Raw genomic sequence first — 26,024 nt, forward strand, 5'->3', positions numbered from 1 at the left:
TTTTAAGGCATCACTCAAGGAAAAATGTAGTAATAACCACAACATTTTCCCGAAAAACGTATTCCGAGTGGTGGTGTTCAACTACCCTCAGTAGGATAGGCCACCGCAAAGGGCCGCTCGTCGATTGGTTGACGACCCTTATTTGCATCGTCGCCCTAAGGAAACATGAATGGACCGCGTGCGAAATCTACTGGAACAGATCCAGAAACGCCTCGAAGAACTGAACAAGGCTGAACGTAAAGTCGCCGAGGTCATCCTGCTCAACCCGCAGCAGGCGACCCGCTTCTCTATCGCCGCCCTCGCCCAGGCCGCTTCGGTCAGCGAACCTACAGTGAACCGCTTCTGCCGCTCGTTCGGCGTGAGTGGTTACCCTGAACTTAAATTGCAGCTGGCGCAAAGCCTGGCCAGTGGCGCGGCGTATGTCAGCCGCGCGGTGGAGGCCGATGATAACCCGGAGGCCTACACCCAGAAGATCTTCGGCAGTGCCATCGCGTCCCTCGACAGCGCCTGCCAGGCCCTGGATCCGAACCTGATCAGCAAGGCCGTCGACCTGCTGATCCAGGCTCGGCAGATCCACTTCTTCGGCCTGGGTGCTTCGGCGCCGGTGGCCATGGACGCGCTGCACAAGTTTTTCCGTTTCAACCTGTCGGTCACGGCCCACGCCGATGTGCTGATGCAGCGGATGATCGCCTCGGTGGCCCACACCGGGGAGTTGTTCGTGATCATTTCCTACACCGGGCGTACCCGTGAACTGGTGGAAGTAGCACGTATTGCGCGGGAAAACGGCGCCTCGGTGCTGGGCGTGACCGCCGAAAATTCGCCGCTGGCCAAGGCCAGTACGGTGAGCCTGAACATTCCGTTGCCGGAAGACACCGACATCTACATGCCGATGACCTCGCGGATCATTCAGTTGACGGTGCTGGATGTACTGGCGACGGGCATGACCTTGCGTCGCGGGGTGGATTTCCAACCGCACTTGCGCAAGATCAAGGAGAGCTTGAACGACAGCCGGTATCCGGTTGGGGATGAATTCAACTAGGCCCGAATCTACTGTGAATGTGCCGGCCTCTTCGCGAGCAAGCCCGCTCCCACATTCGACTGCATTCCAAAAGTGGAACTCGGTCTAATGTGGGAGCGGGCTTGCTCGCGAAAGCGGCATCAGCAACACCGGAACATCCGGATCAAGCCCCCGCCCTCGCCTGCAAACTCAAATGCGCCCGCTCCCCCGGCGCCAGGCTCGCAGCAGCCATCGCCGACTCCACACACACAAACCCCGCAGCCTCGTTGAAGCTTACCCCCAGCAACGGTCGACTCCCCGGGTGCCACACCACCGTGTCGGCACTCTCACCGGTGTCGATGCACAATTCGCGCTGCCAGGCATGGTCCTTGAGGTGCAGTTCGCCGTCGTGCTGGAACACCCGCTGACACCCACCATCGACACGCAACTCACCTTCCTGCAGGCACGCCTGACGATTCAGCTGGTCGTAGCCCTGCGCGCCATCCAGCCCAGACAGCGCTATCTCACCAACATTGCCAATCCGCCAATAGGCGTGCAAAGCATGGCTCAATTGGCACGGTAGCTCGTCCTGGTGCTCGGTGGCCAGGCGCAGCTCCAGGGTTTCCCCCAGGTGTGCATGCAGGTCCACCTGCCAGTCGCATAGCTGCAATTGCCAGTGCAAACGCACGCCGTCGTCGTCGGTGCTGCTGTCCAGCAATTTCCAGTCGATCAGCCGTGCCCAACCATGGGACGGCCAGGCGTTTTCGCTGGGATGGCGGCCATACCACGGCCAACACACCGGCACGCCGCCACGGATGGCGCCGACCTGCGGCCACTTGGCCGCGCACCACAGCCAGGGCTTCTGGCCCGTGGGCTGAAAGTGCAGCAATTGCGCGCCCTGACGACTGAACACCGCTTGGCAGAGCGGGTGATCAATCACCAGCACATCGCGCATCTGGAAGCGTTCCCAGGCGAATACCGGCCGCTCGCGCAGGGATTTGAAAAAGCGTTGCAGCGGATGCTCATGCATGTGCCACGGTCCTGAATATCTTTGCAGGCGCTGGCTTGCCTGCGATGGCATCGCCTCGGTGTGGCAGATACACCGCGGGGCTCGCATCGCAGGCAAGCCAGCTCCCACACAAAAAAAAGCGGATAGCCATGGCTACCCGCAAAATGCGCACAGAGAGAAGGAGCTTATCGCAACAACGTTAGAACGTAGACTGAATTTTCAGGCCCGCTACCACCGCGTTGTCGACTTGCTTAACACCACCTGGGTTGGCGATGTATTGCAGGTTGGGACGCACGGTCAGCCAGTTGGTGACGTGGAAGCCGTAGTTGAGTTCGACGTTGTATTCGGTGTTGCGCAGCGGTGCGTAACCCGATTGGTCGTAATCCGTGAACCCGCCGGCCGCGTTGAGCAACTCAGCATTTTTCTTCACGTCACTGTTGGCATGGATACGGGATACACCGATACCCACGTCATCTTTTGTACGTGCGTCGAATGGACCTTTATACACAAGCATCAGCGACTGGTAGTTGTCGACCAGGTTGGTGTCTTTGTCGTGGAAGGTGACGTTGGCCGCAATGTTCAAGCCGCGGGAAGCATCGCCATTGTGGGTGGTGAGTTGCTGTTGCAGAACGCCCCAGTAACCGCTTTTGCTGCTGCGAACGCGGAAGGCTGCGCCCGTGGTGCCAGCATCGTTACCGTTGACGTCTTCACGTACGTCGGTAGCGTCGGCGGTGCTCTTGTAGTAACCCACACGGTATTCGCCCGGCAGGCCATTGACCTTCGGCGACCAGACCAATTCAACCGGCAATACGGTGCCTTTGGTGCCGCTGCCGCTGAGCTTGAAGCCGTTGCCGTGCTCCAGTTGCGACGGGTTCTGGTTGTACGCACCGATTTGCGCATACAGCTCAGGCGTGATGTTGTACTTCACGCGGATAGCCGCCTGGCTGACGGGCCAGTTGTACCAGGTGTTTACATAGTTACCGACCTGCGAGCCACAGAACGACAGGTTCTGGAAGTCGCACGGGAAGGTGTTGAAGTCTTCGCCTTCACCGAAGTAACCGAGTTTCACGTCCAGCTTGTTGTCGAACATCTGGTGCTGAATCCAGAACTGGGTCAGACGCACCATGTGGCCTCGGCCGTCGACTTCCTGAGACGAGCTCAAGGTGCCGGCACGCGGGTCACCAATACGGTCGTTGGAAATGTTTGCGCCATTACGATTGGTCAACTGGATCTTGGCCTGGGTGTTGTCCCAGCCCCACAGCTTTTGCAGGTCCAGTGCCACGCCCAGACCGAACTGGTCAGCGTAACGGGCAGTCTTGTCGTTGTTGTAGCCACCGCTGAGGTTGCCACCGACTTCACCGACGTAATCCGCCTTGATGTCGATACCTTGCTCGATCAGCTTGGTACGCTCGCCGCCCCAATCGCCGGTCATCCACTTGGAATCGGCGCTGAACGCGTCGTCCGCCATCGCATTGGCGGACAGTACCAGGGCGGCTGCTGCTGACAGTTGGCAGATCAGCCGGGTGTTGTTGTGGTGCTTTTTCATCCCTACATCCTCGTCTTTATTGTTATTAACTGTTTTTATCTAACGCGGTTTACTTCTTTGTGAGAGCAGGACTCTCACAAAAGCCCCTACACATCATTTGAAACTTCAGCGTCCCTTGAATTGAGCAACGTTGTCCGCACGATCCTGTGCCGGCAACGAGGTGGCAGTGCCCAGGCGCTCGCCGGTCTTGGCGTCGAACAGCAACACTTTGGCCGGGTCGAACTGCAAGGTCAGGGTCTCGCCCACTTGCGGCGCCACATCGGGCGCCAGGCGGCAGCAGACCTTGGTGTCATTGATTTGCACGAACACCAGGGTGTCCGGACCGGTCGGCTCGGTGACTTGCACCTCGGCCCGAATGGTCGGCGCGCCGGTGGCTTCGGCGGCGGCCAGCACGATCTGCTCCGGGCGCAGGCCCAGGATCACTTCGCGGTCTTCAAGACCGGCATCGTTCATGTTCAATGGCAATTCACAGCGGGCCTGGCCGCTGTCCAGCAGCGCCACCAGGCGGCCGTCCTTGCGTTGCAGGCGCAGTGGAATGAAGTTCATCGGCGGCGAACCGATGAAGCTCGCCACGAACAGATTGGCCGGGTCGTTGTAGATCTCTTTCGGCGTGCCGAACTGCTGGATGATGCCGTCCTTCATGACCGCCACTTTGTCGCCCAGGGTCATCGCTTCGATCTGATCGTGGGTGACGTAGACGGTGGTGGTTTTCAGACGCTGGTGCATCAGCTTCATTTCGGTACGCATCTCGACCCGCAGCTTGGCGTCGAGGTTGGACAGCGGTTCGTCGAACAGGTAGATCTTCGGGCGACGCGCCAGTGCCCGGCCCATGGCCACGCGTTGTTGCTGGCCACCGGAGAGCTGGCCCGGCTTGCGATTGAGCAGGTGCTCGATCTGCAGCAGCTTGGCCACTCGCGCCACTTCTTCATCGATCGCTGCCTGGGGCATCTTGCGAATCTTCAGGCCGAATTCGATGTTCTCACGCACGCTCATGGTCGGGTACAGCGCGTAGGACTGGAACACCATGGCGATGTCACGATCCTTGGGGCTCATGCCGCTGACGTCCTGGTCGCCGATCATGATCGCGCCACCGGTGATGTTTTCCAGGCCGGCAATGCAATTCATCAAGGTCGATTTGCCGCAACCCGAAGGGCCGACCAGGATCAGGAACTCACCTTCCTTGATCGACAGTTCGATGTTCTTCAGGGTGTCCGGCAGACCGGTACCGTAGGTCTTGTTTACGTTACGAAGTTCGAGCGTTGCCATGATTACCCCTTGACCGCGCCGGCCGTCAGGCCGCGCACGAAATACTTGCCTGCGACCACATAGACCAGCAGGGTCGGCAGCCCGGCGATCATCGCCGCCGCCATATCAACGTTATATTCCTTGACCCCGGTACTGGTGTTGACCAGGTTGTTCAGCGCCACCGTGATGGGCTGCGAATCACCGCTGGAGAACACCACGCCGAACAGGAAGTCGTTCCAGATCTGCGTGAACTGCCAGATCAGGCACACCATGATGATGGGTGTCGACATCGGCAGGATGATCAGGCGGAAGATCGTGAAGAACCCCGCGCCATCCAGGCGAGCCGCCTTCACCAGTGCATCGGGAATGCTGACGTAGTAGTTACGGAAGAACAGTGTAGTAAACGCCAGTCCGTAGACGATGTGCACGAACACCAGGCCCGTGGTGGTACTGGCCAGGCCCATCTTGCCGAGGGTGAACGAGGCTGGCAGCAGCACGGTCTGGAACGGCAGGAAGCAGCCGAACAGCAACAGGCCGAAGAACAACTGCGAACCACGGAAGCGCCACATCGACAGCACGTAGCCGTTCAACGCACCGATGGCGGTGGAGATCAGTACCGCCGGAACGGTGATCTTGATCGAGTTCCAGAAGTAGCCGTCAACCGTGGCCCAGGCTTTCACCCAGCCGATGCCGGTGATCACGGTGGGCCAGCTCAGCAGGTTGCCGGTGCTGATGTCTTCCGGGGTCTTGAAGCTGGTGAGCAACATGACCACCAACGGCACCAGGTACAGCAGGACAGCGAGAATCAGCACCGCGTATATCGCGACGCGGCTCAGGCTGATGGCAGGTTTGCCAGCAAGACTAGTCATTGCGCTTGGTCCTCAGCTCGGAGTACAGGTAAGGCACGATGATCGCGAGAATCGCACCGAGCATCAGAATCGCACTGGCCGAACCCATGCCCATCTGGCCGCGGCTGAAGGTGAAGGAGTACATGAACATCGCCGGCAGGTCGGAGGAGTAACCCGGACCACCCGCCGTCATGGCCGCCACCAGGTCGAAGCTCTTGATCGCGATGTGCGCCAGGATCATTACCGCACTGAAGAACACCGGGCGCAGGCTTGGCAGCACCACTTTCCAGTAGATGCGCGGCATGCTCGCGCCGTCGATCTGCGCCGCACGGATGATCGATTGATCAACACCGCGCAGGCCGGCGAGGAACATCGCCATGATGAAGCCCGAGGCTTGCCACACAGCAGCGATCACCAGGCAATACACCACACGGTCCGGGTCGATCAGCCAGTCCAGGCGAAAGCCTTCCCAGCCCCAGTCACGCAGCAGTTTGTCCAGGCCCATGCCTGGGTTGAGCAGCCATTTCCAGGCGGTACCGGTGACGATCATCGAGAGCGCCATCGGGTACAGGTAAATGGTGCGGATAAAACCTTCGCGACGGATTTTCTGGTCGAGGAAAATCGCCAGGGTCACGCCGATCACCAGGGTGATGCCGATGAACATGCCACCGAACACCGCGAGGTTCTTGCTCGCGACCCACCAGCGGTCGTTGTCGAACAAGCGCACGTATTGCGCCAGGCCTACGAACTTGTAGGTCGGCAGGAAAGTCGAGTTAGTGAACGACAGCACGAACGTCCACAGGATGTAGCCATAGAAGCCCACCAGAACGATGAACATGCTCGGCGCCAGCACCAGTTTGGGTAGCCAGCGCTGCAGTGCATCGAACGGCGAGGCTTTGCTGAACACAGCAACAGAACTCATGGGAAAATCCAGTACAGGGAAAAAGGACTACAGGAACATGCCTTGCGGGGGTTAGGGGTCCCCCCACAAGGCCATTCGGTACTAACCGTTACTTGGCCGACTTGATCGCTGCCGCGAGTTTCTTCGCGGTATCCGCAGGGTCAGCTTTCGGGTCGTTGATGTAGTTGGTCACGACATCAAAGAATGCGCCTTGTACCGCCAGCGTGGTTGCCATGTTGTGGGCCATGCTTGGTTGCAGGCCGCCAGTCTTGGCGTCTGCAAGGAAGTCCTTGGCGGCGGTCTGGGCGCAGGAGTCGAAGCCGTATTTGCCCATGTCTTGCAACATGTCGATACGAACCGGGATCGAGCCTTTGTTGATGCTGAAGACTTTCTGGAAGTTTTCGCTCAGCACGACCTTGGCGATGTCCTGCTGACCGGCAGCAGTGCCTTTGTCTTTCTGCTTGAAGGCTGCGAGGGAGTCGATGTTGTAGGTGAAGGCCTTGTCGGTGCCCGGGAAGGCTACGCACTCGTAGTCTTTGCCGGCGACTTTCTTGGCGGCGGTCCATTCACTCTTGGCCCAGTCACCCATGATCTGCATGCCGGCCTTGCCGTTGATGACCTTGGCGGCTTCCAGGTTCCAGTCCTGGCCTTTGCCGTCGGCGTCCATGTAGGTCGCGACTTTCTTCAGCTCGGTCAGGGACTTGATCATTTCAGGGCCGGTCAGGGCTTTTTCGTCGAGGTCCACCAGGGCTTTCTTGTAACCGTCAGCCCCCATGACCGAGAGCACGACCGCTTCGAAGACGGTGCTGTCCTGCCAAGGCTGGCCACCGTGGGCGAGCGGAATGAAGCCCGCGGCCTTGAGCTTGTCGCCCGCTGCGTAGAATTCTTCGAGGGTGGTCGGGTTCTTGGTGATACCGGCTTTCTTGAACACTTCCGGGTTGATCCACAGCCAGTTCACGCGGTGAATGTTCACCGGCACGGCCACGTAGTTACCTTCGTACTTCACGGTATCGGAGACTTTCTTGTCCAGCAGGCTGTCCCACTTCTCTTCTTTGGCGGGTTCCTTCAGGACGTCGGTGTCGAGCAGCCCGGTGGACGCCCATTCCTGGATGTCGGGGCCTTTGATCTGGGCCATGCCTGGCGGGTTGCCAGCAACGGCGCGGCTTTTCAGTACGGTCATGGCAGTGGAACCGCCACCGCCGGCGACGGCACCGTCTTTCCAGGTGAAACCGTCTTTTTCAACTTGGGCCTTCAGGACATCTACTGCCGCTTTCTCGCCACCCGAGGTCCACCAATGCACAACTTCAACCGTCCCTTTCGAGTCGGCGGCAAAAGCACTGAGGGGAAACAACGAGGCAACGGAAATAGCTACGGCGAGGCGACTGATCGCTTTCATCTGAGTACCTTTTTTCTTGTTGTTATGCATGCAAGTCGGTGCTTGCGCTGCAAACGAGTTTAAACAGGGATTTTTCAGGTGCAGGTAACAAAGGGACGCCAAAATGTCACCACTTGGTGACATAGCGCCCGGTGGCCACGGCACTGGCCATGCTCGGTGACAAGGGTAGCCCCGGCAGCAAGACAGACTGCCAGGCGTGGTAGAGGTCCGGTTTGCCACCCCAGATTTTCGCGCTGGGCTGGTTTTTCGGGCTCAGTTCGTGGTGCCAGCTGCCGTGGGTGCGGTCAATGAAACGGGTTTCACAGAACTCCCAGAAGCGCCGGTACCAGGTTTCGTAATGCAGCTCCCCCGTGCGTTTGAGCAGCGCCTGGGCAGCGGCACTGGCTTCGCAATGGGTCCAGTGCAGGCGCTCGCGCACCACGGGGCGCTGGCTCCAGTCGAGGGTGTAGACAATGCCGGGAGCGCCGTCGACGGCCCAGGCGTATTCACAGGCGCTGGCGAACAGGCCCTTGGCGTCGGTCACTAGCCACTCAGGGGTGACGAGCCCGGCATCCAGGCGCGCAGCCTCAAGGTGCAACACCAGTCGCGCCCATTCGAAGCCGTGGCCGGGGGTGATGCCGTAGGGACGAAAACCATCGGCCGGGTTGTCTTCGTTGTAACCACGCAGGGGTTGCCAATGGCTGTCGAAATGCTCGATCACCATGTCCCGGTTTTGCGCCGCATGGGTATGAATAATCCGCTCGACGATGCGCAGTGCCCGGTCCAGCCAGCGGGTTTCACCGGTGACATCGGCCAGGGCCAGGAAGGCTTCAGTGGCGTGCATGTTGCTGTTGGCGCCGCGATAGGCTTCTACCCCGCTCCAGTCCTGGGCGAAGGACTCGAGCATCGCGCCCTCCTCTTCGTTCCAGAAGTACTGATCGATGATGTGGATCGCGTCGTTGAGCAAGGTTTGCGCGCCGGGCGCGCCGGCCACTACTGCGGAGCTGGCGGCCAGTGCGACAAAGGCGTGCAGATAGGCGGCCTTGCCGGTGTTGCCGTCGCGGGCGTCGGGCGTGGCGAACCAACCGCCGTGCCGGGCATCGCGCAGCGGGCCGCTGAGGGCCACGACGCCGTGTTCCACCAGGTCGGCATAACCTGGCAGGCCCAGGCCATGGGCCATGGCAAAGCTATGGGTCATGCGGGCGGTGTTCATGGTTTCGGCGACGGCATCGGGCGGAAGGACGCCTTGATCGTCGAGGTTGCCGAAGCCGTCAGGCAGCCTGGAAGCCTTGGCGAATGACAGCAGGCGCTGGCCTTCAGTGGCAAGCCAGGCGTGATGGGCAGGTGCGTTCAGCCAACTACTGGCAGGCAGTGGTTGCGTGGTCATGATTAGCCCTTTTTATTATGTGCGGGATGACGGGAGTCTAAACAAGGGCGGCGCGAGGGCAAGTAACGAAGGAGACGGGAAATGTCACCGATTGGTGACATTGATTGTGCCAGGGCCTGCAGGCGTCATGTGTAGTGACGTCTGCAGCACCTCACATCACTGCTGCCCGAGAGGGGTGATCCGGGCCGGCTGGTTGATCTGCTGCTGCAGGTTCTGCACCTGGCTTTGCAAGGCAGTGACGTTACGCGTGGTCTGGATGCGGAACACGTCGAACTCCTTGGTGGACGGACCGTCCGAAGCCGCGGCGCGGTTGTCCAGTTCGCTCTTGAGGACCACAAGGTCCTGCTCCAGGCGGGCGATGGCGGCCGTGGGGTTGCCCTGTTTTTTCAGGGCTGCGACGTCGGCGGAGAGGTCCTTGAACTCGGCGTCCCGGGACTTGAGGGTAGCCACCGCCTCCGTCAGCGCCTGGACCTGGCCCTGCAATTGCGCGTTGGCACTGGACAGTTGGGTCGTGCTGGCGGTCATCTGCTCCAGGCGCTTGTCCAGGTCCGTTGCCTGGCCGGCCACGCCCATCTGCTGCTTGCCCTGCTCCAGCAACTGGGTCTCCAGCTGCTTGATCTGCAGTTTCAGGGCCTCGCTGCCATTATTCACATTGGCTTCGCTGGCCACCACCTTGCCGGAAATATCCTGCAGGCGCCCCGCCGCTTCCTCGCTGATGCGCGCGAAGCTTTCCTGGGTCGCCACCAGTTGCTGGCCCATCAGGGAAATCTGCTGGAAGCTCCACCAGGCAAGGCCGGCGAAGGCGAACAGCAGCGCACCGACCAATGCCCACAGCGGCCCGGTACTGGCGCTCTTGACCTTGACAACCGGCGCAGGCCGGGAGCGCACGGAGGTAGCCGGCGTGGGCTCGAAATCATCGTCGTCCGAGGTGTCGGCCCGCAGGCTGGGAACGTTGTCGAAGTCGTCGTTAGCATCGTTACGCATGAATCAACCTTAAATCCTTTGAGGTGGCATATGGATAGCCAAGCGTCGGAGTATAAACCCCCGACCTGCCGCACTGATCGACCCGGGTTCGCAAATTCGGTTCCCGGTGTGTTGCCGGTTATTTAAGTCCCACGTCCTGGGCCTTCCACCAGCTACAGAACTCGTCGAGGGCCGCCCAAAGGCTGACCTTGGGCTGGTAGTCGAGATAATGCCGTGCGCGGGTGATGTCGAGGGTGAAATCTTTGTTCATCACCTGCATGCCCAGCCGTGACAAAGACGGTTCCGGGCACCCTGGCCACATGGCACAGAAAGCTTCATTGAGCGCCGCAACGCTGTAAGACAAGCCGTAGGACCGATAACGGGTGACCTGAGGCATGTCCATCTGTCGCATCACGTAGTTCACCACATCCCACACCGGCACAGGGGCACCGTTGCTGATGTTGTAGACCTTGCCCAACGCCGAGCCCGTCGCCAGCAAACTGCTGAGCAGGGCTTCATTGAGGTTGTGCACGCTGGTGAAATCGACCTTGTTCAGGCCATCGCCGACAATCGCCAGGCGGTTCTTGCGCTGCATCTTCAACAGGCGCGGGAAGATGCTCATGTCGCCGGCCCCCGTGACAAAGCGCGGGCGCAGGGCCAGCACTTCGAGGCCAAACTCCTGGGCGCCAAACACCTTTTGCTCCGCCAGGTATTTGGTGGCTGCATACGGATGCTTGAAACGCTTGGGCACTTGTTCTTCGGTCAAGCCCAGGTGGTCACGGCCGTCGAAGTAGATCGACGGCGAAGACAGGTGCACCAGGCGCCCGACCCGCTGCTTGAGGCAGGCCTCCACCACGTTTTCGGTAACCAGCACATTGCCCTGGTGGAAGTCCTGATAACGCCCCCACAGCCCCACGGCCCCGGCGCAATGCACCACGGCCTCGACGTCGCGGCACAGCTCGCGCACCAGGTCCGGATCATTCAAATCACCCTGGATAAACTCGGCGCCGCGCCGTACAAGGTGTTCCACACCTTCGGCCCGCCGCCCGTTGACCCGCACGTCCAGGCCCTGCTCCAGGGCGAAACGCGCAAAGCGCCCGCCAATGAAGCCGCTTGCGCCGGTGACCAGAATTTTCATGACTTACTCCGCATTCTTTCGTTTTTCATCGCTGTTGCCTTGACGCTGGCCATCACGCCAACGGCACCAACCATTGCCCCGTTGTGTGTGCCAGATGATCCGTCAGCAGGCCCAGCAATTGTCCACCACTGCGCCAATGATGCCAGTACAGCGGCACATCGATCGGCTTATCTGGCAATAACTCCACCAACACGCCCTTTTCCAGTTGGTCGCGCACCTGCAGTTCGGGCACCAGGCCCCAGCCCAATCCGGCTTCCGTCAGGCGAATAAAACCTTCGGACGAGGGGCATAGATGGTGTTCGAAACCACCGTCGACGCCCAGGGACGCCAGGTAGCGATGCTGAAGGAAATCATCCGGGCCGAACACCAGCGCCGGCGTGCGGGCCAGTTGATCGGCCCGCACGCCCTCGGGAAAGTGCCGGGCGACAAACGCCGGGCTGGCCAGCGCCCGATACCGCATCGCGCCGAGCAACAGGCTGCGGGCACCGGCCACCGGGCGTTCGCTGGCGCAAATACAGGCTGCCACTTCGCCGGCGCGCATGCGCTTGAGGCCGACGGTCTGGTCTTCTACCACCAGGTCCAACAGCAAATGCTGCTCGGCGCAGAAGTCGCTCACCGCCTCGGCCCACCACGTGGCCAGGCTGTCGGCATTCAAGGCGATGCGCAGGCGCTCGGGCATGCCCTCTTCATCCAGCGCGGGCACCTGGCTTTGCAGGTCGCGCTCCAGCAATCGTACCTGTTGCACGTGGTTGAGCAGGCGGCGGCCGATCTCGGTGGGCGTCGGCGGCGTGGCACGTACCAGCACCGGCTGGCCGATTCGCGCCTCCAACAGCTTGATGCGCTGGGAAATCGCCGATTGGGAAATTCCCAATACCTGCGCGCCCCGCTCGAAGCCGGCCTGTTCCACCACCGCCGCCAGGGCGGAAAGCAATTTATAGTCGAACATCAGTTTTCCTAATGAGCGATCAGCAATATTGGTTTTTCTTATACAACCTTGGACGGGAGAATAGCCAGCATCGCTTCTTCTTATTCAAGGACCTCCACATGGCTGGCGAAACCGCCCTGGCAACCCTGCTGCGCAGCATGAGCCCACAGCTCAATGACGGCGACTACGTGTTCTGCACCCTGGCCGACAGCCGAATCCCCGAAGGTTGCGAGGTGATCGGCAGCTTCCGCGAGCAGGAAGGCCTGACGTTGATCGTCGAGCGCCAGCAGGCCGAGCGGGCCGGACTGGCCTTCGACTATGTGGCTGCGTGGATCACCCTCAACGTGCATTCGGCCCTGGAAGCGGTCGGCCTGACCGCCGCGTTCGCCACGGCCCTGGGCCAGGCCGGGATCAGTTGCAACGTGATTGCCGGCTACTACCACGATCACCTGTTTGTCGGCCGCGCCGATGCCGAGTGCGCCATGACGGTGTTGCGGCAATTGGCGGCGGGCGCGGAGTAAATCCTATGTGGCAAAGCTATATGAACGGCCTGTTGGTGGCCTTTGGTTTGATCATGGCGATCGGCACCCAGAACGCGTTTGTGCTGGCGCAGAGCCTGCGGCGCGAACATCACCTGCCGGTGGCGGCACTGTGCGTGGTGTGCGACGCGATCCTGGTGGCCGCCGGCGTATTCGGCCTGGCCACCGTGCTGGCGCATAACCCGGTATTGCTGGCGATTGCCCGCTGGGGTGGTGCGGCGTTCCTGCTCTGGTACGGTACCCTGGCCCTGCGCCGGGCCTGCTCGAAGCAGAGCCTGGGCGAGGGCGAGAACCTCAAGGTACGCTCGTTGAAGGCGGTGATGCTCAGCGCCCTGGCGGTGACGTTGCTCAACCCCCACGTGTACCTGGACACCGTCTTGTTGATCGGCTCCCTCGGCGCCCAGCAAACCGAACCGGGCGCCTACGTGGCCGGCGCCGCAAGCGCTTCGTTCCTGTGGTTCATGACCCTGGCCCTGGGCGCCGCATGGCTGGCACCGTGGCTGGCGCGCCCCGCCACCTGGCGGATTCTGGACCTGCTGGTAGCCGCCATGATGTTCAGCGTGGCCTATCAATTAATCAGCGCAGCGTAGATATTCCAAAACGCTCTGGAACCTCTATCCCACACAGTTGTTGCGTGGTTTTGCCGCCCCCCCGGTGCTATGATCCAGCCCCTGCGCCGCAAAGAGTACAAACTCCCCGGCGCTTGTTTGGCCGCCCGTGATCGGCCTTGCGCTCACCGCAACTGACCTGATTAGGAGAATCATCATGGCTTTCGAATTGCCGCCGCTGCCCTACGCACACGATGCCCTGCAGCCGCACATTTCCAAGGAAACCTTGGAATACCACCACGACAAGCACCACAACACCTATGTCGTGAACCTGAACAACCTGGTGCCTGGCACCGAGTTCGAAGGCAAGACCCTGGAAGAAATCGTCAAGTCTTCTTCGGGCGGCATCTTCAACAACGCCGCTCAGGTCTGGAACCACACTTTTTACTGGAACTGCCTGGCGCCAAACGCTGGCGGCCAACCTACCGGCGCACTGGCTGAGGCGATCAACGCTGCCTTCGGTTCGTTCGACAAGTTCAAGGAAGAGTTCACCAAGACTTCCGTCGGCACCTTCGGTTCCGGTTGGGGCTGGCTGGTGAAAAAGGCTGACGGTTCCCTGGCACTGGCCAGCACCATCGGCGCCGGCAACCCGCTGACCAGCGGCGACACCCCGCTGCTGACCTGCGACGTCTGGGAACACGCTTACTACATCGACTACCGCAACGTGCGTCCAAAGTATGTGGAAGCGTTCTGGAACCTGGTCAACTGGAAGTTCGTGGCTGAGCAGTTCGAAGGCAAGACCTTCACCGCTTAAGTACCGCTTGCAGTAGAAAGAGCCCGGCGATTGCCGGGCTTTTTTGTGGGCGATTACAAATGGAAAAATGCCAGGAAAACGCTGGAACTCATCAAAAGAATTTCGCCACGCAGCATGTAAGAGGAATGTCCCTCTGATTGACTGCAGGAGAACTTGATATGGATCTAGCATCTTTGATCGGCATGGCCCCTCAAGCACTTAACGTGTTCGATAACGTGACAGATAAGGGCCTGGACGTCCTGGACAAAAGCTTGGGCATCCTTGATAAGACCGTGGACATAGCTCGACAGGCCTTGGGGCAAATCGACCCTCAGGCGCAAGACCAGCCACAACCGCCGAAAATTTCGTTTACCTGATGGGCGCTGACGCTCGACGGTTTGTTTCGCTGGCCTGAAAAACCCGCGCTCGTCCTGAAAAGACAGTACAAGAAGTCGGCACGTACGATCCGCCGACTTCGCTCCATGCCAGGCCTGCCTTTCCATTCCCCCTCCCAACGTCTTACCCCCGGACGCGCTCATCTAAACTGCAAAACCTGCCCTGGCCGCAATGTCCCTTTGACTGCCCTCACGGGATTGCCAATACTCATGGCATATTGAGGCTACCCGCATGGAACAAGGAATAACCCTTTGAAGCTGGAACTCAAAAACAGCTTGTCGGTGAAGTTGCTACGGGTGGTACTGCTTTCGGCATTGGCCGTGGGCGTGGTACTGAGCGCGGCGCAGATCGTCTTTGATGCGTACAAGACGCGCCAGGCCGTGGCCGGTGATGCCCAGCGCATCCTCGACATGTTTCGCGACCCGTCCACCCAGGCCGTCTACAGCCTGGACCGGGAGATGGGCATGCAGGTCATCGAAGGCCTGTTCCAGGATGATGCCGTGCGCATGGCCTCCATCGGCCACCCCAACGAAACCATGCTCGCGGAAAAAACCCGCGACCTGCAACAATCCCCGAGCCGCTGGCTGACCGACCTGATCCTGGGCCAGGAACGCACGTTCACCACGCCGCTGGTGGGGCGCGGGCCTTACAGCGAGTACTACGGTGACCTGAGCATCACCCTCGACACCGCCACCTATGGCAAAGGGTTTCTCGTCAGTTCGGTGATCATTTTCATCTCCGGGGTGCTGCGGGCGCTGGCCATGGGGCTGGTGTTGTACCTGGTCTATCACTGGCTGCTGACCAAGCCGCTCTCGCGCATCATCGAGCACCTGAGTTCGATCAACCCCGACCGCCCCAGCGAGCACAAGATCCCGCAGCTCAAGGGCCACGAGAAAAACGAGCTGGGGCTCTGGATCAACACCGCCAACCAGTTGCTCGAATCCATCGAGCGCAATACGCACTTGCGCCATGAGGCGGAAAACAGCCTGCTGCGCATGGCCCAGTACGACTTCCTGACCGGCCTGCCGAACCGCCAGAAACTGCAGGAGCAACTGGACAAGATCCTGATCGACGCCGGCCGCCGGCAACGTCGGGTCGCGGTGTTGTGCGTGGGGCTGGATGACTTCAAAAGCGTCAACGAGCAGTTCACCTACCAGGCCGGCGACCAGTTGCTGCTGGCCCTGGCCGACCGCCTGCGCGCCCACAGCGGCCGCCTCGGCGCCCTCGCCCGCCTCGGCGGCGACCAGTTCGCCCTGGTGCAGGCCGATATCGAGCAGCCCTACGAAGCCGCCGAATTGGCACAAAGCATCCTCGACGACCTGGAAGCCGAATTCGCCCTCGATCACGAACAGATCCGCCTGCGTGCCACCATCGGCATTACCCTGTTCCCGGAAGACGGCGACAGCACCGAGAAGCTGCTGCAAAAAGCCGAACAGACCATGACCCTGGCCAAGAGCCGCTCGCGCAACCGCTACCAGTTCTATATCGCCAGCGTCGACAGCGAAATGCGCCGCCGCCGCGAGCTGGAAAAGGATCTGCGCGACGCCTTGAGCCGCGAGCAGTTTCACCTGGTGTACCAGCCGCAGATCAGCTATCTCGACCACCGTGTGGTGGGTGTCGAAGCGTTGATCCGCTGGCAGCACCCGGAGCACGGCCTGGTGCCGCCCGACCTGTTTATCCCCCTGGCCGAACAGAACGGCACCATCATTGCCATCGGCGAATGGGTACTGGACCAGGCCTGCCGGCAACTTCGGGAATGGCATGACCTGGGCTTCACCGAGCTGCGCATGGCGGTCAACCTGTCGACCGTACAGTTGCACCACGCCGAGCTGCCACGGGTGGTCAACAACCTGCTGCAAATCTACCGCTTGCCGCCGCGTAGCCTGGAGCTGGAAGTCACCGAGACCGGCCTGATGGAAGACATCAGCACCGCCGCCCAGCACCTGCTGAGCCTGCGCCGCTCCGGGGCACTGATTGCGATTGATGACTTCGGCACCGGCTATTCGTCCCTGAGCTATCTGAAAAGCCTGCCGCTGGACAAGATCAAGATCGACAAGAGCTTCGTCCAGGACCTGCTGGATGACGACGACGATGCGACCATCGTGCGGGCGATCATCCAGCTCGGCAAAAGCCTTGGCATGCAGGTGATCGCCGAGGGTGTGGAGACCGCCGAACAGGAGGCCTACATCATCTCCGAGGGTTGCCACGAGGGTCAGGGCTACCACTACAGCAAACCCTTGCCGGCACGGGAGTTGGTGGCCTACTTGAAACAGGCCCAGCGCAATAACGCCGCCATCCTCTGAAGCGATGCCGGCCATCGGGGCCACGCGCACCGATGGCCGGCAAATCGATACTAAATATTTCCTGCTTATAACGCTTTACACAAAATGCAAATCTTTCGCATTATGTCGCAGTTTTGCGCGCCCCCCGCGTGCCCCATCAACAACCGAAGCAGGATGTTCGCCATGATTCGTATGCCCCTGGCCACCGCCAGCCTTCTCGCCATTGCCATTTCGCTCGCCGGTTGCGGTGAAGGCAAAGACAAGGCCGCCGCGCCTCAAGCCCCGGCCGCCGCCAGCACCACCGCCCCGGCGGCTGCCCCGGCAGGCCAGGTAGACGAGGCCGCCGCCAAGGCCGTGGTCGCGCATTACGCTGACATGGTGTTCGCGGTGTACAGCGATGCCGAGTCCACCGCGAAAACCCTGCAAACCGCGATCGACACTTTCCTTGCCAACCCGAACGACGACACCCTGAAAGCGGCCCGTACCGCCTGGATCGCCTCGCGCGTGCCGTACCTGCAGAGTGAAGTGTTCCGCTTCGGCAACACCATCATTGACGACTGGGAAGGCCAGGTGAACGCCTGGCCCCTGGACGAAGGCCTGATCGACTACGTCGACAAGACCTACGAACACGCCTTGGGCAACCCTGGCGCCACCGCCAACATCATCGCCAACAACGAGATCCAGGTCGGCGAAGACAAGGTCGATGTCAAAGACATCACCCCGGAAAAACTCGCCAGCCTGAATGAGCTGGGCGGTTCCGAAGCCAACGTAGCCACCGGCTACCACGCAATTGAATTCCTGCTCTGGGGCCAGGACCTGAACGGCACCGGCCCGGGCGCCGGCAACCGTCCAGCGTCGGACTACATGACCGGTGATGGCGCCACTGGCGGCCACAACGAGCGCCGCCGCACCTACCTGCGCGCCGTGACTCAGCTGCTGGTCAGCGACCTGGAAGAAATGGTCGGCAACTGGAAGCCCAACGTCGAAGACAACTACCGCGCCACGCTGGAAGCAGAACCTGCGACCGATGGCCTGCGCAAGATGCTGTTCGGCATGGGTAGCCTGTCCCTGGGCGAGCTGGCCGGTGAGCGCATGAAGGTTTCCCTGGAAGCCAACTCGCCGGAAGACGAACAGGACTGCTTCAGCGACAACACCCACAACTCGCACTTCTACGACGCCAAGGGTATTCGTAACGTTTACCTGGGTGAGTACACCCGCACCGACGGTACCAAGATGACCGGCGCCAGCCTGTCCTCCCTGGTGGCCAAGGCCGACCCGGCGGCCGATGAAGCGTTGAAGGCTGACCTGGCCTCCACCGAAGCGAAGATCCAGGTGATGGTGGACCACGCCAACAACGGCGAACACTACGACCAGTTGATTGCTGCCGGTAACGACAAAGGCAACCAGATCGTACGTGACGCCATCGCCGCATTGGTGAAGCAGACCGGTTCGATCGAACAGGCTGCTGGCAAGCTGGGCATCAGTGACTTGAACCCGGATAACGCTGATCACGAGTTCTGATCAGTGCCGCGTTGAATGAGGCGACCTTCGGGTCGCCTTTTTTGTGCCTGCCCTCCAAGCTCCATCAACCAGCACAAATCTCCTGTGGGAGCGGGCTTGCTCGCGAAAGCGGTGGGTCAGCCAATGCATCCGTTGACTGATACACCGCTTTCGCGAGCAAGCCCGCTCCCACACTTGATCTGCCACGTCTCCAACGCCCCCCCGGTTTACTTGCCCTGCACCGCAGGTAGAATGGCGCCTTTCCTGTCACCCCGAGCGGACCTCATGGCGTTGCCGACCTTACGGATAATCGGTTTCATTATCGGCATCTTCCTGATCACCCTGGCGATCGCCATGGTCATCCCCATGGCGACCCTGGTGTTTTTTGAACGCACCAGCGACCTGCCGTCGTTCCTCTGGGCCAGCCTGATTACCTTTATCGCGGGCCTGGCACTGGTCATCCCCGGCCGCCCGGAACATGTGCACCTGCGCCCGCGGGACATGTACCTGCTCACCGTCTCCAGCTGGCTGGTAGTGTGCATCTTCGCCGCACTGCCGTTCCTGCTGACCCAGCACATCAGCTACACCGACTCGTTCTTCGAAAGCATGTCCGGCATCACCGCCACCGGTTCCACGGTGCTCAGCGGCCTGGACACCATGTCCCCGGGCATCCTCATCTGGCGCTCGCTGCTGCACTGGCTCGGCGGTATCGGCTTTATCGGCATGGCGGTGGCGATCCTGCCGCTGCTGCGCATCGGTGGCATGCGCCTGTTCCAGACCGAATCCTCCGACCGCTCGGAAAAGGTCATGCCCCGCTCACACATGGTGGCGCGCCTGATCGTGGCGGCGTACGTGGGCATCACCATCCTCGGCAGCCTGGCGTTCTGGTGGGCCGGCATGGGCCTGTTTGACGCAATCAACCATGCGATGTCGGCGATTTCCACCGGCGGGTTCTCCACCTCCGATGAATCCCTGGCCCACTGGACACAGCCGGCGGTGCACTGGGTGGCGGTGGTGGTGATGATTCTCGGCAGTCTGCCGTTCACCCTGTATGTGGCCACGATGCGCGGCAACCGCCGGGCGCTGATCAAGGATCAGCAGGTGCAGGGCATGCTTGGTTTGCTGGTGGTGACCTGGCTGGTGCTCGGCACCTGGTATTGGTGGACCACCAACCTGCATTGGCTGGAGGCGCTGCGCCACGTGGCGGTAAACGTCACTTCGGTAGTCACTACCACAGGTTTTGCGCTGGGGGACTACAGCATCTGGGGCAATTTCTCGCTGATGCTGTTCTTCTATCTGGGCTTTGTGGGCGGTTGCTCCGGCTCCACGGCTGGCGGGATCAAGATCTTCCGTTTCCAGGTCGCCTACATCCTGCTCAAGGCCAACTTGAACCAGCTGATTCACCCACGGGCGGTGATCAAGCAGAAGTACAACGGTCATCGCCTCGATGAAGAAATCGTGCGTTCGATCCTGACCTTTTCGTTTTTCTTCGCCATCACCATCTGCGCCATCGCCCTGGCCCTGTCACTGCTGGGCCTGGACTGGATGACCGCGCTGACCGGCGCCGCCAGCACCGTGTCCGGTGTAGGCCCGGGCCTGGGTGAAACCATCGGCCCGGCCGGTAACTTCTCCACCCTCCCGGACGCTGCCAAGTGGATCCTGTCATTCGGCATGCTGCTGGGCCGGCTGGAGATCATTACGGTGTTTGTGCTGTGCATTCCGGCGTTTTGGCGTCACTGACAGGCAGCTCATGCAACCGCGCCCGGTACTCGCCGGGCGTGGCATCGAACCAGCGGCGGAACGCACGAAAGAAGTTGCTCGGGTCGGCAAACCCCAACAGGTAGGCAATTTCCAGCAGGGTCATGCTCGGCTGCGCCAGGTATTGCTCGGCCAGTTCGCGGCGGGTGTCGTCGAGCAAGGTCTGGAAACTCGTGCCCTCCTCCTGCAAGCGGCGCTGCAAGGTGCGCTGGGACAGGTGCAACGTCTGCGCAACCACTTCACGCTTGGGCTCGCCCTGGGGCAGCAATCGGCATAGCACCTGCCGCGCCTTGTGGGTCACCCGGCTCTCGGAAAACCGCGCCAGGTACTCCCCGGCAAAACGATCGTGCAACAACGCCATCGCCTCGTTCGCCGTGGGCAACGGCGCCTCCATATCGGCCCGTTCGAAAATCAGCGCGTCATAGGGCGCGTTGAACACCAGCGGTGCATGGAAGGCTTGTTTATAGGGTGCCAGGTCCGCTGGCTGATCGCCCTGCACCAGCACCTTGCGCGGTTGCAACGTGCGCCCGGTCAGCCAGCCGCATAACGCCAGGGCACTGGCCAGGGACGCTTCGGCACTTTGCCGGGTAGGCGGCAGGTGGTCGCCGTGCACCGTCAGAATCAGCGCATAACCTTCGGGCAACAGGCGGAAACTCAGGTCGGCACTTTCAGCAATGATTCGCTGGTAACGCACCAGCCGCATAAAACCTTCGGCCAGGGTATTGCTGGACATCAAGGCGTAGCCGGCCACATGAAACGACGCCGGGCGCACCACCTTGCCCATGTTCAAGCCAATCGCCGGGTTGCCCGACAGCTCGACCGCGCGCTGCCAGAGCCGGGTCATGGAGTCCTGGGGGAAGCGTGCATCCGGGTCATTCAGCGCGGCGTAATCCAGGCCAAGCTGCTTGAACAAGGCACGGCAATCCAGGCCGTCCATTTCCAGCGCCTTGACTATCCCCATCGCCCAGCTTGCAGAAGTCGTTCGTTCGCTCATGGCGTTTTCTTAACAAGGAAGGCTGAAACGACAGCCAGGAATCCGAAGGATACTAAAGTGGCATCTATTGTCACTGGCTGTTACCACTGATGACTCTAGACTCAAATAAGCTCCCCGCCGAACATCTGTCGGGCAGAACAATAACCAGAGGGCCGACCACTGTGGAAAATGCCAGGCAATTTAACAGCTTCGCCGATTTCTACCCGTATTACCTGAGCGAACACGGCAACAGTACTTGCCGTCGCCTGCACTTTATCGGCACCAGCCTCGTTATCTTCATTCTCGCGTTGGCGATCGGCAAAGGTGCGTGGTGGCTGCTGCTGGCGCTGCCGGTAGCCGGCTACAGCTTTGCCTGGATCGGCCATTTCTTCTTTGAAAAGAATCGCCCGGCGACCTTCCAGCATCCGCTGTACAGCCTGTTGGGGGATTTCGTGATGTACCGCGACATGATTCTGGGCAAGGTGCCGTTCTAGCCCCACGCTTGAAGAACAATAAGAGAGGCTTTGATGAACCAGCAGGCCCGTTTCACCCATATGCAGGATGGTACCCAGGAAGACTGGGCGATCATCGCCAAGGATTTCAGTGCTTACGCCCGGCAATTGCCAAGCCGGATCCTGGCGCATCTACGGCTGCTGGAGGGCGACTTCGGCGGCTTCCCGGTGGACCGCCTGACCCACTCGCTGCAAACCGCCAGCCGCGCCTGGCACGATGGCCGGGATGAAGAGTACGTGGTGTGCGCCCTGCTCCACGACATCGGCGACACCCTCGGTTCCTACAACCACCCGGACATCGCCGCCGCGATTCTCAAGCCGTTCGTAAGCGCCGAGAATCTGTGGATGGTGGAGAAGCACGGGATCTTCCAGGGCTACTACTTCTTCCACCACCTGGGGATGGACCGCCACCTGCGCGAGCAATTTGGCGACCACCCGCAGTACCGGCAAACCATCGAGTTCTGCGCGCAGTACGACGCGGCGGCGTTCGACCCGGCCTACGACACCCTGCCGCTGAGCTTCTTCGAGCCGATGCTGGCGCGGGTGTTTGCCCAGCCGAAGAACTCGCTCTACAAGGCGGCGATGGAACGCCAGGGTTAAACCGGCAGCAATGTGCCACCGTGGCCGGTTTGGGTGGCTGGCTCCGGATCTTTGACGATCTCCCGGGCCACCATCAGGATCACGATGGCCGCAATGATGTCGAAAATCGCCAGCACCACAAACAGCGGGCTGTAGCCGACCTTGGTCACCAGCACGCCGAACACCGCAGTAAATGCCGCAGCCCCGATAAACCCGCACATCTGCCCGCCACCGGTGGCGGTGGCCACGTCGTTCTTGCCGAATGAGTCCGAGGCGATGGAAAACAGTGCACCCGACAAGGTCTGGTGGGCGAAACCGCCGACACACAGCAGGGCAATCGCGGTGTAGGCACTGTCCACCAGGCCGATGCACGCCGGGCCGATCATGCACAGGCAACCGAACAGCATCACCAGCTTGCGCGAGGTGAACAGCGAGACCTTGAAGTAGCGGTGGAACAACGGGCTCAGGTAGCCACCCAGCACACAGCCAATGTCGGCGGCCAGGAACGGCAGCCAGGCGAACAGCGCCATTTCCTTGATGTTCATGTGCCGCTCGGTCATCAGGTACAGCGGAATCCAGGCATTGAACGTCTGCCAGGCCGGCTCCGAGAGCATCCGCGCCGAGGCGATGGCGAAAAAGTTGCGGCTCTTGAGGATGCGCTTCCAGCTGGCTTTCTTCTGCACGCCTTCCTTGAGGTGGGTTTCCTGGCCGGCCTCGATGTACTCACGCTCGGCCTGGGCCAGCAGGCGCTGGTCACGCGGGTGCTTGTACAGCAGCAGCCACAGCCCGCTCCACACCAGGCCGATGCCGCCAACGATCAGGAATGCCAACTGCCAGCCGCTGTGCAAAATCGCCCAGACCACCAGTGGCGGCGCCAGCAACGCACCAAACGACGAACCAAAGTTGAACCAGCCGATGGCGACGGAGCGCTCCTTGGCCGGGAACCACTCGGTAATCGCCTTGACGCCGCCGGGGAAGCCCGCCGACTCCGTCAGCCCCAGTGCGCCACGGGCCACTGCCAGGCTCTGCCAACCGGTGGCGAATGCCGCCAGGGCACAGACTACCGACCAGGAGATGGCGAAGATGGCAAAGCCCATCTTGGTACCGATCGCATCGATCACATAACCGGCGATCGGCTGCATCAAGGCGTAGCACACCTGCCAGGCAACAACGATGTGGGAATACTGCTCAGTGGAGATGCTCAGGTCGGTCATCAGCGTGGGGGCTGCGACTGAGAGCGTGTTGCGGGCCAGGTAGTTAATAATCAGGCCGACCGTCATCAGCCCGACCATCCACCAACGGATGCCTTTGATTTTCATCGCTTCACCTTAATTATTTTTAGATTTGAGGCGTACGTTCTGCGACCGAGCGCATCCGTATTACGGGCGCTATAAAACTGTAACGTCATATGTCGTCATACAACTGTTAGCGTTATATTCAGTCCGCAGCACGATGTCAATCCGTGAAGGGTGATGTTGTACGATGACAATCGACACCCCTGTGGCGCCACGTCACTTGCGCGGCGGGATGAAGACGCGTTCATTTTCTGAGATAAAATCTTTCTGTCATTTACAGTGCTGTATCCTGCACAGGCTTTTTGAACGCGCGGAATCACCTGCGATTGATAAAACAGATCTTGCGAGGAGCGACGACGATGCACGAAATCCCTAATCTCCCCTTCCCAAGCCTGCACGAAACTGAGCAGCCAACCCCGCAACAGGCCGGTGCCACCAAGCCCGAGCCCAAAGAGGCAAAACCGGTCGACCGCAAGAGCGAAGACTGAGAGCCGTACCCAGACCGTGTGGAAAGCGTGACATTGCGCGCTTTCCACACCGCCTGAACACCGTGAGCCCCGCCATGACCGACACCACCCCCGATACCGCCCTGCTCGACACTGCCTTGCACATGGTCGACGTATGGAACCGCCTCACCCCGGAAAAACAGGCCCTCCTGCTCAAGCGCTTCGGCACCCAGGAAAACGCCCTCGCCGCGTTGGTAACCACGCAACTGCTCAACCCCGCCGATCGCTAAAAGTTTGCTTTGCTGCCCCCGCACGCGCCCAGCATCGGTATCATAAGCAGCCTATCTTTTCCTGCTGCGACAGTGGACCTCTCCCCATGCCAGATACCCAGCGCCCCATGGCGGTCACGCTGCAAGTCGTTTCCATCGTTTTGTTCACCTTCATCGGCTACCTGAATATCGGCATTCCCCTGGCCGTGTTGCCTGGCTATGTGCACAGCGACCTAGGCTTTGGCGCCGTGATCGCGGGCCTTGTGATCAGCGTGCAATACCTGGCCACTCTGCTGAGCCGGCCCTACGCGGGACGCATCATCGATAACCGCGGCAGCAAGCGCGCCGTCATGTACGGCCTGGCCGGTTGCGGCTTGAGCGGCGTGTTCATGTTGCTCTCGGCGTGGCTGTCACACCTGCCGGCGCTGAGCCTCACCAGCCTGCTGATTGGCCGCCTGGTGCTGGGCAGCGCTGAAAGCCTGGTGGGCTCGGGTTCCATCGGCTGGGGCATTGGCCGGGTGGGCGCGGCGAATACCGCCAAGGTCATCTCCTGGAACGGCATCGCCAGCTACGGCGCCCTGGCCATCGGCGCACCGCTGGGGGTGTTGCTGGTCAGTCATTTCGGGCTGTGGAGCATGGGCGTCAGCATCATCCTGCTGGCGGTGCTGGGCCTGCTGCTGGCCTGGCCGAAAGTCGCCGCGCCGATCGTGGTGGGCGAGCGCCTGCCGTTCATGCATGTGCTGGGGCGCGTGTTGCCTCACGGCTGCGGGCTGGCGCTGGGCTCGATCGGGTTTGGCACCATCGCCACCTTCATCACCTTGTATTACGCGACCCAGCATTGGGATAACGCGGTGCTGTGCCTGAGCCTGTTCGGTGCCAGCTTTATCGGGGCGCGGTTGTTGTTCGGCAATTTGATCAACCGCATTGGCGGGTTTCGCGTAGCGATTGCCTGTTTGTCGGTGGAGACGCTGGGGCTGCTGCTGCTGTGGCTGGCGCCGGATCCTCATTTGGCGTTGGCGGGTGCGGCGTTGAGCGGGTTTGGCTTTTCCCTGGTGTTTCCGGCCTTGGGTGTGGAGGCGGTCAACCTGGTGCCCGCCTCGAGCCGGGGTGCGGCGGTGGGGGCGTATTCGCTGTTTATCGATTTGTCGTTGGGGATCACCGGGCCGTTGGCCGGGGCGATTGCGGCGGGGTTCGGGTTTGCCTCGATCTTCCTGTTTGCGGCGATCGCGGCGTTTGGCGGGTTGCTGTTGAGCCTGTATTTGTATCGGCAGGCGCCGAAATACCGCGAGGAGCGGGACGCGGCTTAGAAATCAACCTTGCCGCGGCCGGCCTTGATGCTGCCGCGTTTGGTCTTGGATTCGAGGCGGCGCTTCTTTGAGCCCAGGGTGGGTTTGGTGGGGCGGCGTTTCTTTTCGACCTTGGTGGCGCTGAGGATCAGTTCCACCAGGCGCTCGAGGGCGTCGGCGCGGTTTTGTTCCTGGGTTCGGTATTGCTGGGCCTTGAGGATCAGTACGCCTTCGCTGGTGATGCGTGTGTCGCGCAGGGCCAGCAGGCGTTCCTTGTAGAAGTCAGGCAGGGACGAGGCCGGGATGTCGAAACGCAGGTGCACGGCGCTGGAGACCTTGTTGACGTTTTGACCGCCAGCGCCCTGGGCGCGGATGGCTGTCAGCTCGATCTCGGCGTCGGGGAGGTGCACGTTGTTGGATATCACCAGCATTTTTTGATCGGGCCTTGGGGTGGAGGGGTAAGGATACGCCAATGTGTTGGGCTGCTGGGGGCTGGGGGCTGGGTACATATCCG

Annotated in this window: 26 protein-coding genes; 13 read left to right on the forward strand and 13 right to left on the reverse strand. The window is 60.9% G+C overall.

Features of this window, described 5'->3' with window-relative positions; all coding sequences use genetic code 11:
* The first annotated feature begins 178 nt into the window (after nt 1-178).
* A complete protein-coding gene (locus tag HX873_RS03720) occupies nt 179-1,039 on the forward strand; it encodes a MurR/RpiR family transcriptional regulator (RefSeq protein WP_173406104.1) in 861 nt (286 codons plus the stop codon).
* A 142-nt stretch (nt 1,040-1,181) separates the two neighbouring features.
* On the opposite strand, the gene HX873_RS03725 is transcribed toward HX873_RS03720, so the two are convergent.
* The 10 genes from HX873_RS03725 to HX873_RS03770 all read right to left on the reverse strand — a co-directional run bounded on the left by HX873_RS03725 (nt 1,182) and on the right by HX873_RS03770 (nt 12,355).
* Entirely contained in the window at nt 1,182-2,027 is an 846-nt protein-coding gene (locus HX873_RS03725) for a D-hexose-6-phosphate mutarotase (protein WP_177122395.1), read from the reverse strand.
* A gap of 178 nt (nt 2,028-2,205) precedes the next feature.
* A complete protein-coding gene (locus tag HX873_RS03730) occupies nt 2,206-3,552 on the reverse strand; it encodes a carbohydrate porin (protein ID WP_063027703.1) in 1,347 nt (448 codons plus the stop codon).
* A gap of 105 nt (nt 3,553-3,657) precedes the next feature.
* Nucleotides 3,658-4,818 (reverse strand): ABC transporter ATP-binding protein, encoded by a 1,161-nt coding sequence (locus HX873_RS03735; RefSeq protein WP_003213014.1) that lies wholly within the window; start codon nt 4,816-4,818, stop codon nt 3,658-3,660.
* 2 nt (nt 4,819-4,820) lie between these two features.
* Nucleotides 4,821-5,666, reverse strand: a complete 846-nt coding sequence (locus tag HX873_RS03740) for a carbohydrate ABC transporter permease (RefSeq protein WP_003213012.1) — start codon at nt 5,664-5,666, stop codon at nt 4,821-4,823.
* Complete coding sequence (locus tag HX873_RS03745; protein WP_003213011.1) at nt 5,659-6,567, reverse strand: carbohydrate ABC transporter permease; 909 nt, start codon at nt 6,565-6,567, stop codon at nt 5,659-5,661. The genes HX873_RS03740 and HX873_RS03745 overlap by 8 nt, the downstream gene beginning before the upstream one ends.
* A gap of 88 nt (nt 6,568-6,655) precedes the next feature.
* Entirely contained in the window at nt 6,656-7,942 is a 1,287-nt protein-coding gene (locus HX873_RS03750; RefSeq protein ID WP_003213009.1) for an ABC transporter substrate-binding protein, read from the reverse strand.
* Nucleotides 7,943-8,048: 106 nt separating this feature from the next.
* Nucleotides 8,049-9,308, reverse strand: a complete 1,260-nt coding sequence (locus tag HX873_RS03755; protein ID WP_177049528.1) for an AGE family epimerase/isomerase — start codon at nt 9,306-9,308, stop codon at nt 8,049-8,051.
* A 156-nt stretch (nt 9,309-9,464) separates the two neighbouring features.
* Entirely contained in the window at nt 9,465-10,292 is an 828-nt protein-coding gene (locus tag HX873_RS03760; protein ID WP_003213005.1) for a hypothetical protein, read from the reverse strand.
* A gap of 118 nt (nt 10,293-10,410) precedes the next feature.
* Nucleotides 10,411-11,409 carry an NAD(P)-dependent oxidoreductase gene (locus HX873_RS03765; RefSeq protein ID WP_177122396.1) on the reverse strand — a complete coding sequence of 333 codons (999 nt, stop codon included), beginning with the start codon at nt 11,407-11,409 and terminating at the stop codon, nt 10,411-10,413.
* 52 nt (nt 11,410-11,461) lie between these two features.
* Nucleotides 11,462-12,355 (reverse strand): LysR family transcriptional regulator ArgP, encoded by an 894-nt coding sequence (locus HX873_RS03770; RefSeq protein ID WP_003213001.1) that lies wholly within the window; start codon nt 12,353-12,355, stop codon nt 11,462-11,464.
* A gap of 98 nt (nt 12,356-12,453) precedes the next feature.
* Between HX873_RS03770 and HX873_RS03775 the strand changes: the two genes are divergently transcribed.
* From HX873_RS03775 to HX873_RS03805, 7 genes are all read left to right on the forward strand, one after another.
* Nucleotides 12,454-12,855 (forward strand): ACT domain-containing protein, encoded by a 402-nt coding sequence (locus HX873_RS03775; RefSeq protein WP_102606370.1) that lies wholly within the window; start codon nt 12,454-12,456, stop codon nt 12,853-12,855.
* Nucleotides 12,856-12,860: 5 nt separating this feature from the next.
* A complete protein-coding gene (locus HX873_RS03780) occupies nt 12,861-13,463 on the forward strand; it encodes a LysE/ArgO family amino acid transporter (RefSeq protein WP_003212999.1) in 603 nt (200 codons plus the stop codon).
* 175 nt (nt 13,464-13,638) lie between these two features.
* Nucleotides 13,639-14,235: a superoxide dismutase gene (locus HX873_RS03785; protein WP_003212997.1), complete on the forward strand. Its 597-nt coding sequence runs from the start codon at nt 13,639-13,641 to the stop codon at nt 14,233-14,235.
* A 158-nt stretch (nt 14,236-14,393) separates the two neighbouring features.
* Nucleotides 14,394-14,591: a hypothetical protein gene (locus tag HX873_RS03790; protein WP_003212995.1), complete on the forward strand. Its 198-nt coding sequence runs from the start codon at nt 14,394-14,396 to the stop codon at nt 14,589-14,591.
* A 270-nt stretch (nt 14,592-14,861) separates the two neighbouring features.
* Nucleotides 14,862-16,913 (forward strand): bifunctional diguanylate cyclase/phosphodiesterase, encoded by a 2,052-nt coding sequence (locus HX873_RS03795; protein WP_003212994.1) that lies wholly within the window; start codon nt 14,862-14,864, stop codon nt 16,911-16,913.
* A 162-nt stretch (nt 16,914-17,075) separates the two neighbouring features.
* Nucleotides 17,076-18,413 carry an imelysin family protein gene (locus HX873_RS03800; protein WP_003212990.1) on the forward strand — a complete coding sequence of 446 codons (1,338 nt, stop codon included), beginning with the start codon at nt 17,076-17,078 and terminating at the stop codon, nt 18,411-18,413.
* Between the two features lie 264 nt (nt 18,414-18,677).
* On the forward strand, nt 18,678-20,132 hold the full coding sequence (locus HX873_RS03805) for a TrkH family potassium uptake protein (protein ID WP_177122397.1): 1,455 nt from the start codon (nt 18,678-18,680) through the stop codon (nt 20,130-20,132).
* Here the strand turns inward: HX873_RS03805 and HX873_RS03810 are convergent.
* On the reverse strand, nt 20,089-21,144 hold the full coding sequence (locus HX873_RS03810) for an AraC family transcriptional regulator (RefSeq protein WP_003212986.1): 1,056 nt from the start codon (nt 21,142-21,144) through the stop codon (nt 20,089-20,091). The genes HX873_RS03805 and HX873_RS03810 overlap by 44 nt on opposite strands.
* A 161-nt stretch (nt 21,145-21,305) precedes the next feature.
* Here HX873_RS03810 and HX873_RS03815 point away from each other — a divergent pair, with 161 nt between their 5' ends.
* Together HX873_RS03815 and HX873_RS03820 are read left to right on the forward strand one after the other, a co-directional pair.
* The gene (locus tag HX873_RS03815) at nt 21,306-21,617 is read left to right on the forward strand and encodes a DUF962 domain-containing protein (RefSeq protein ID WP_003212984.1); all 312 of its coding nucleotides are present in this window, start codon (nt 21,306-21,308) and stop codon (nt 21,615-21,617) included.
* Nucleotides 21,618-21,650: 33 nt separating this feature from the next.
* The gene (locus HX873_RS03820; RefSeq protein WP_003212982.1) at nt 21,651-22,235 is read left to right on the forward strand and encodes an HD domain-containing protein; all 585 of its coding nucleotides are present in this window, start codon (nt 21,651-21,653) and stop codon (nt 22,233-22,235) included.
* Here HX873_RS03820 and HX873_RS03825 read toward each other — a convergent pair.
* Complete coding sequence (locus HX873_RS03825) at nt 22,232-23,506, reverse strand: MFS transporter (protein ID WP_052024259.1); 1,275 nt, start codon at nt 23,504-23,506, stop codon at nt 22,232-22,234. The genes HX873_RS03820 and HX873_RS03825 overlap by 4 nt on opposite strands.
* A gap of 362 nt (nt 23,507-23,868) precedes the next feature.
* On the opposite strand from HX873_RS03825, the gene HX873_RS31700 reads away from it, so the two are divergent.
* The 3 genes from HX873_RS31700 to HX873_RS03835 all read left to right on the forward strand — a co-directional run bounded on the left by HX873_RS31700 (nt 23,869) and on the right by HX873_RS03835 (nt 25,531).
* Nucleotides 23,869-23,997, forward strand: a complete 129-nt coding sequence (locus HX873_RS31700) for a hypothetical protein (RefSeq protein WP_003212978.1) — start codon at nt 23,869-23,871, stop codon at nt 23,995-23,997.
* A gap of 74 nt (nt 23,998-24,071) precedes the next feature.
* On the forward strand, nt 24,072-24,245 hold the full coding sequence (locus HX873_RS03830; protein WP_008430977.1) for a hypothetical protein: 174 nt from the start codon (nt 24,072-24,074) through the stop codon (nt 24,243-24,245).
* Nucleotides 24,246-24,331: 86 nt separating this feature from the next.
* Complete coding sequence (locus HX873_RS03835; protein WP_177008479.1) at nt 24,332-25,531, forward strand: MFS transporter; 1,200 nt, start codon at nt 24,332-24,334, stop codon at nt 25,529-25,531.
* On the opposite strand, the gene arfB is transcribed toward HX873_RS03835, so the two are convergent.
* Nucleotides 25,528-25,941 carry an alternative ribosome rescue aminoacyl-tRNA hydrolase ArfB gene (gene arfB, locus HX873_RS03840; RefSeq protein WP_003212972.1) on the reverse strand — a complete coding sequence of 138 codons (414 nt, stop codon included), beginning with the start codon at nt 25,939-25,941 and terminating at the stop codon, nt 25,528-25,530. The two genes, HX873_RS03835 and arfB, sit on opposite strands and share 4 nt — an antisense overlap.
* Nucleotides 25,942-26,024 lie beyond the last annotated feature (83 nt).

This window comes from Pseudomonas sp. P7758, from assembly GCF_013386485.1.
Lineage (GTDB): Bacteria > Pseudomonadota > Gammaproteobacteria > Pseudomonadales > Pseudomonadaceae > Aquipseudomonas.

Coding starts and splice junctions, on each gene's coding strand:
- HX873_RS03725 (WP_177122395.1), bottom strand. CDS start 2,027: ATGCATGAGCATCCGCTGCAACGCTTTTTCAAATCCCTGCGCGAGCGG.
- HX873_RS03730 (WP_063027703.1), bottom strand. CDS start 3,552: ATGAAAAAGCACCACAACAACACCCGGCTGATCTGCCAACTGTCAGCA.
- HX873_RS03735 (WP_003213014.1), bottom strand. CDS start 4,818: ATGGCAACGCTCGAACTTCGTAACGTAAACAAGACCTACGGTACCGGT.
- HX873_RS03740 (WP_003213012.1), bottom strand. CDS start 5,666: ATGACTAGTCTTGCTGGCAAACCTGCCATCAGCCTGAGCCGCGTCGCG.
- HX873_RS03745 (WP_003213011.1), bottom strand. CDS start 6,567: ATGAGTTCTGTTGCTGTGTTCAGCAAAGCCTCGCCGTTCGATGCACTG.
- HX873_RS03750 (WP_003213009.1), bottom strand. CDS start 7,942: ATGAAAGCGATCAGTCGCCTCGCCGTAGCTATTTCCGTTGCCTCGTTG.
- HX873_RS03755 (WP_177049528.1), bottom strand. CDS start 9,308: ATGACCACGCAACCACTGCCTGCCAGTAGTTGGCTGAACGCACCTGCC.
- HX873_RS03760 (WP_003213005.1), bottom strand. CDS start 10,292: ATGCGTAACGATGCTAACGACGACTTCGACAACGTTCCCAGCCTGCGG.
- HX873_RS03765 (WP_177122396.1), bottom strand. CDS start 11,409: ATGAAAATTCTGGTCACCGGCGCAAGCGGCTTCATTGGCGGGCGCTTT.
- HX873_RS03770 (WP_003213001.1), bottom strand. CDS start 12,355: ATGTTCGACTATAAATTGCTTTCCGCCCTGGCGGCGGTGGTGGAACAG.
- HX873_RS03775 (WP_102606370.1), top strand. CDS start 12,454: ATGGCTGGCGAAACCGCCCTGGCAACCCTGCTGCGCAGCATGAGCCCA.
- HX873_RS03780 (WP_003212999.1), top strand. CDS start 12,861: ATGTGGCAAAGCTATATGAACGGCCTGTTGGTGGCCTTTGGTTTGATC.
- HX873_RS03785 (WP_003212997.1), top strand. CDS start 13,639: ATGGCTTTCGAATTGCCGCCGCTGCCCTACGCACACGATGCCCTGCAG.
- HX873_RS03790 (WP_003212995.1), top strand. CDS start 14,394: ATGGATCTAGCATCTTTGATCGGCATGGCCCCTCAAGCACTTAACGTG.
- HX873_RS03800 (WP_003212990.1), top strand. CDS start 17,076: ATGATTCGTATGCCCCTGGCCACCGCCAGCCTTCTCGCCATTGCCATT.
- HX873_RS03805 (WP_177122397.1), top strand. CDS start 18,678: ATGGCGTTGCCGACCTTACGGATAATCGGTTTCATTATCGGCATCTTC.
- HX873_RS03810 (WP_003212986.1), bottom strand. CDS start 21,144: ATGAGCGAACGAACGACTTCTGCAAGCTGGGCGATGGGGATAGTCAAG.
- HX873_RS03820 (WP_003212982.1), top strand. CDS start 21,651: ATGAACCAGCAGGCCCGTTTCACCCATATGCAGGATGGTACCCAGGAA.
- HX873_RS03825 (WP_052024259.1), bottom strand. CDS start 23,506: ATGGTCGGGCTGATGACGGTCGGCCTGATTATTAACTACCTGGCCCGC.
- HX873_RS31700 (WP_003212978.1), top strand. CDS start 23,869: ATGCACGAAATCCCTAATCTCCCCTTCCCAAGCCTGCACGAAACTGAG.
- HX873_RS03830 (WP_008430977.1), top strand. CDS start 24,072: ATGACCGACACCACCCCCGATACCGCCCTGCTCGACACTGCCTTGCAC.
- HX873_RS03835 (WP_177008479.1), top strand. CDS start 24,332: ATGCCAGATACCCAGCGCCCCATGGCGGTCACGCTGCAAGTCGTTTCC.
- arfB (WP_003212972.1), bottom strand. CDS start 25,941: ATGCTGGTGATATCCAACAACGTGCACCTCCCCGACGCCGAGATCGAG.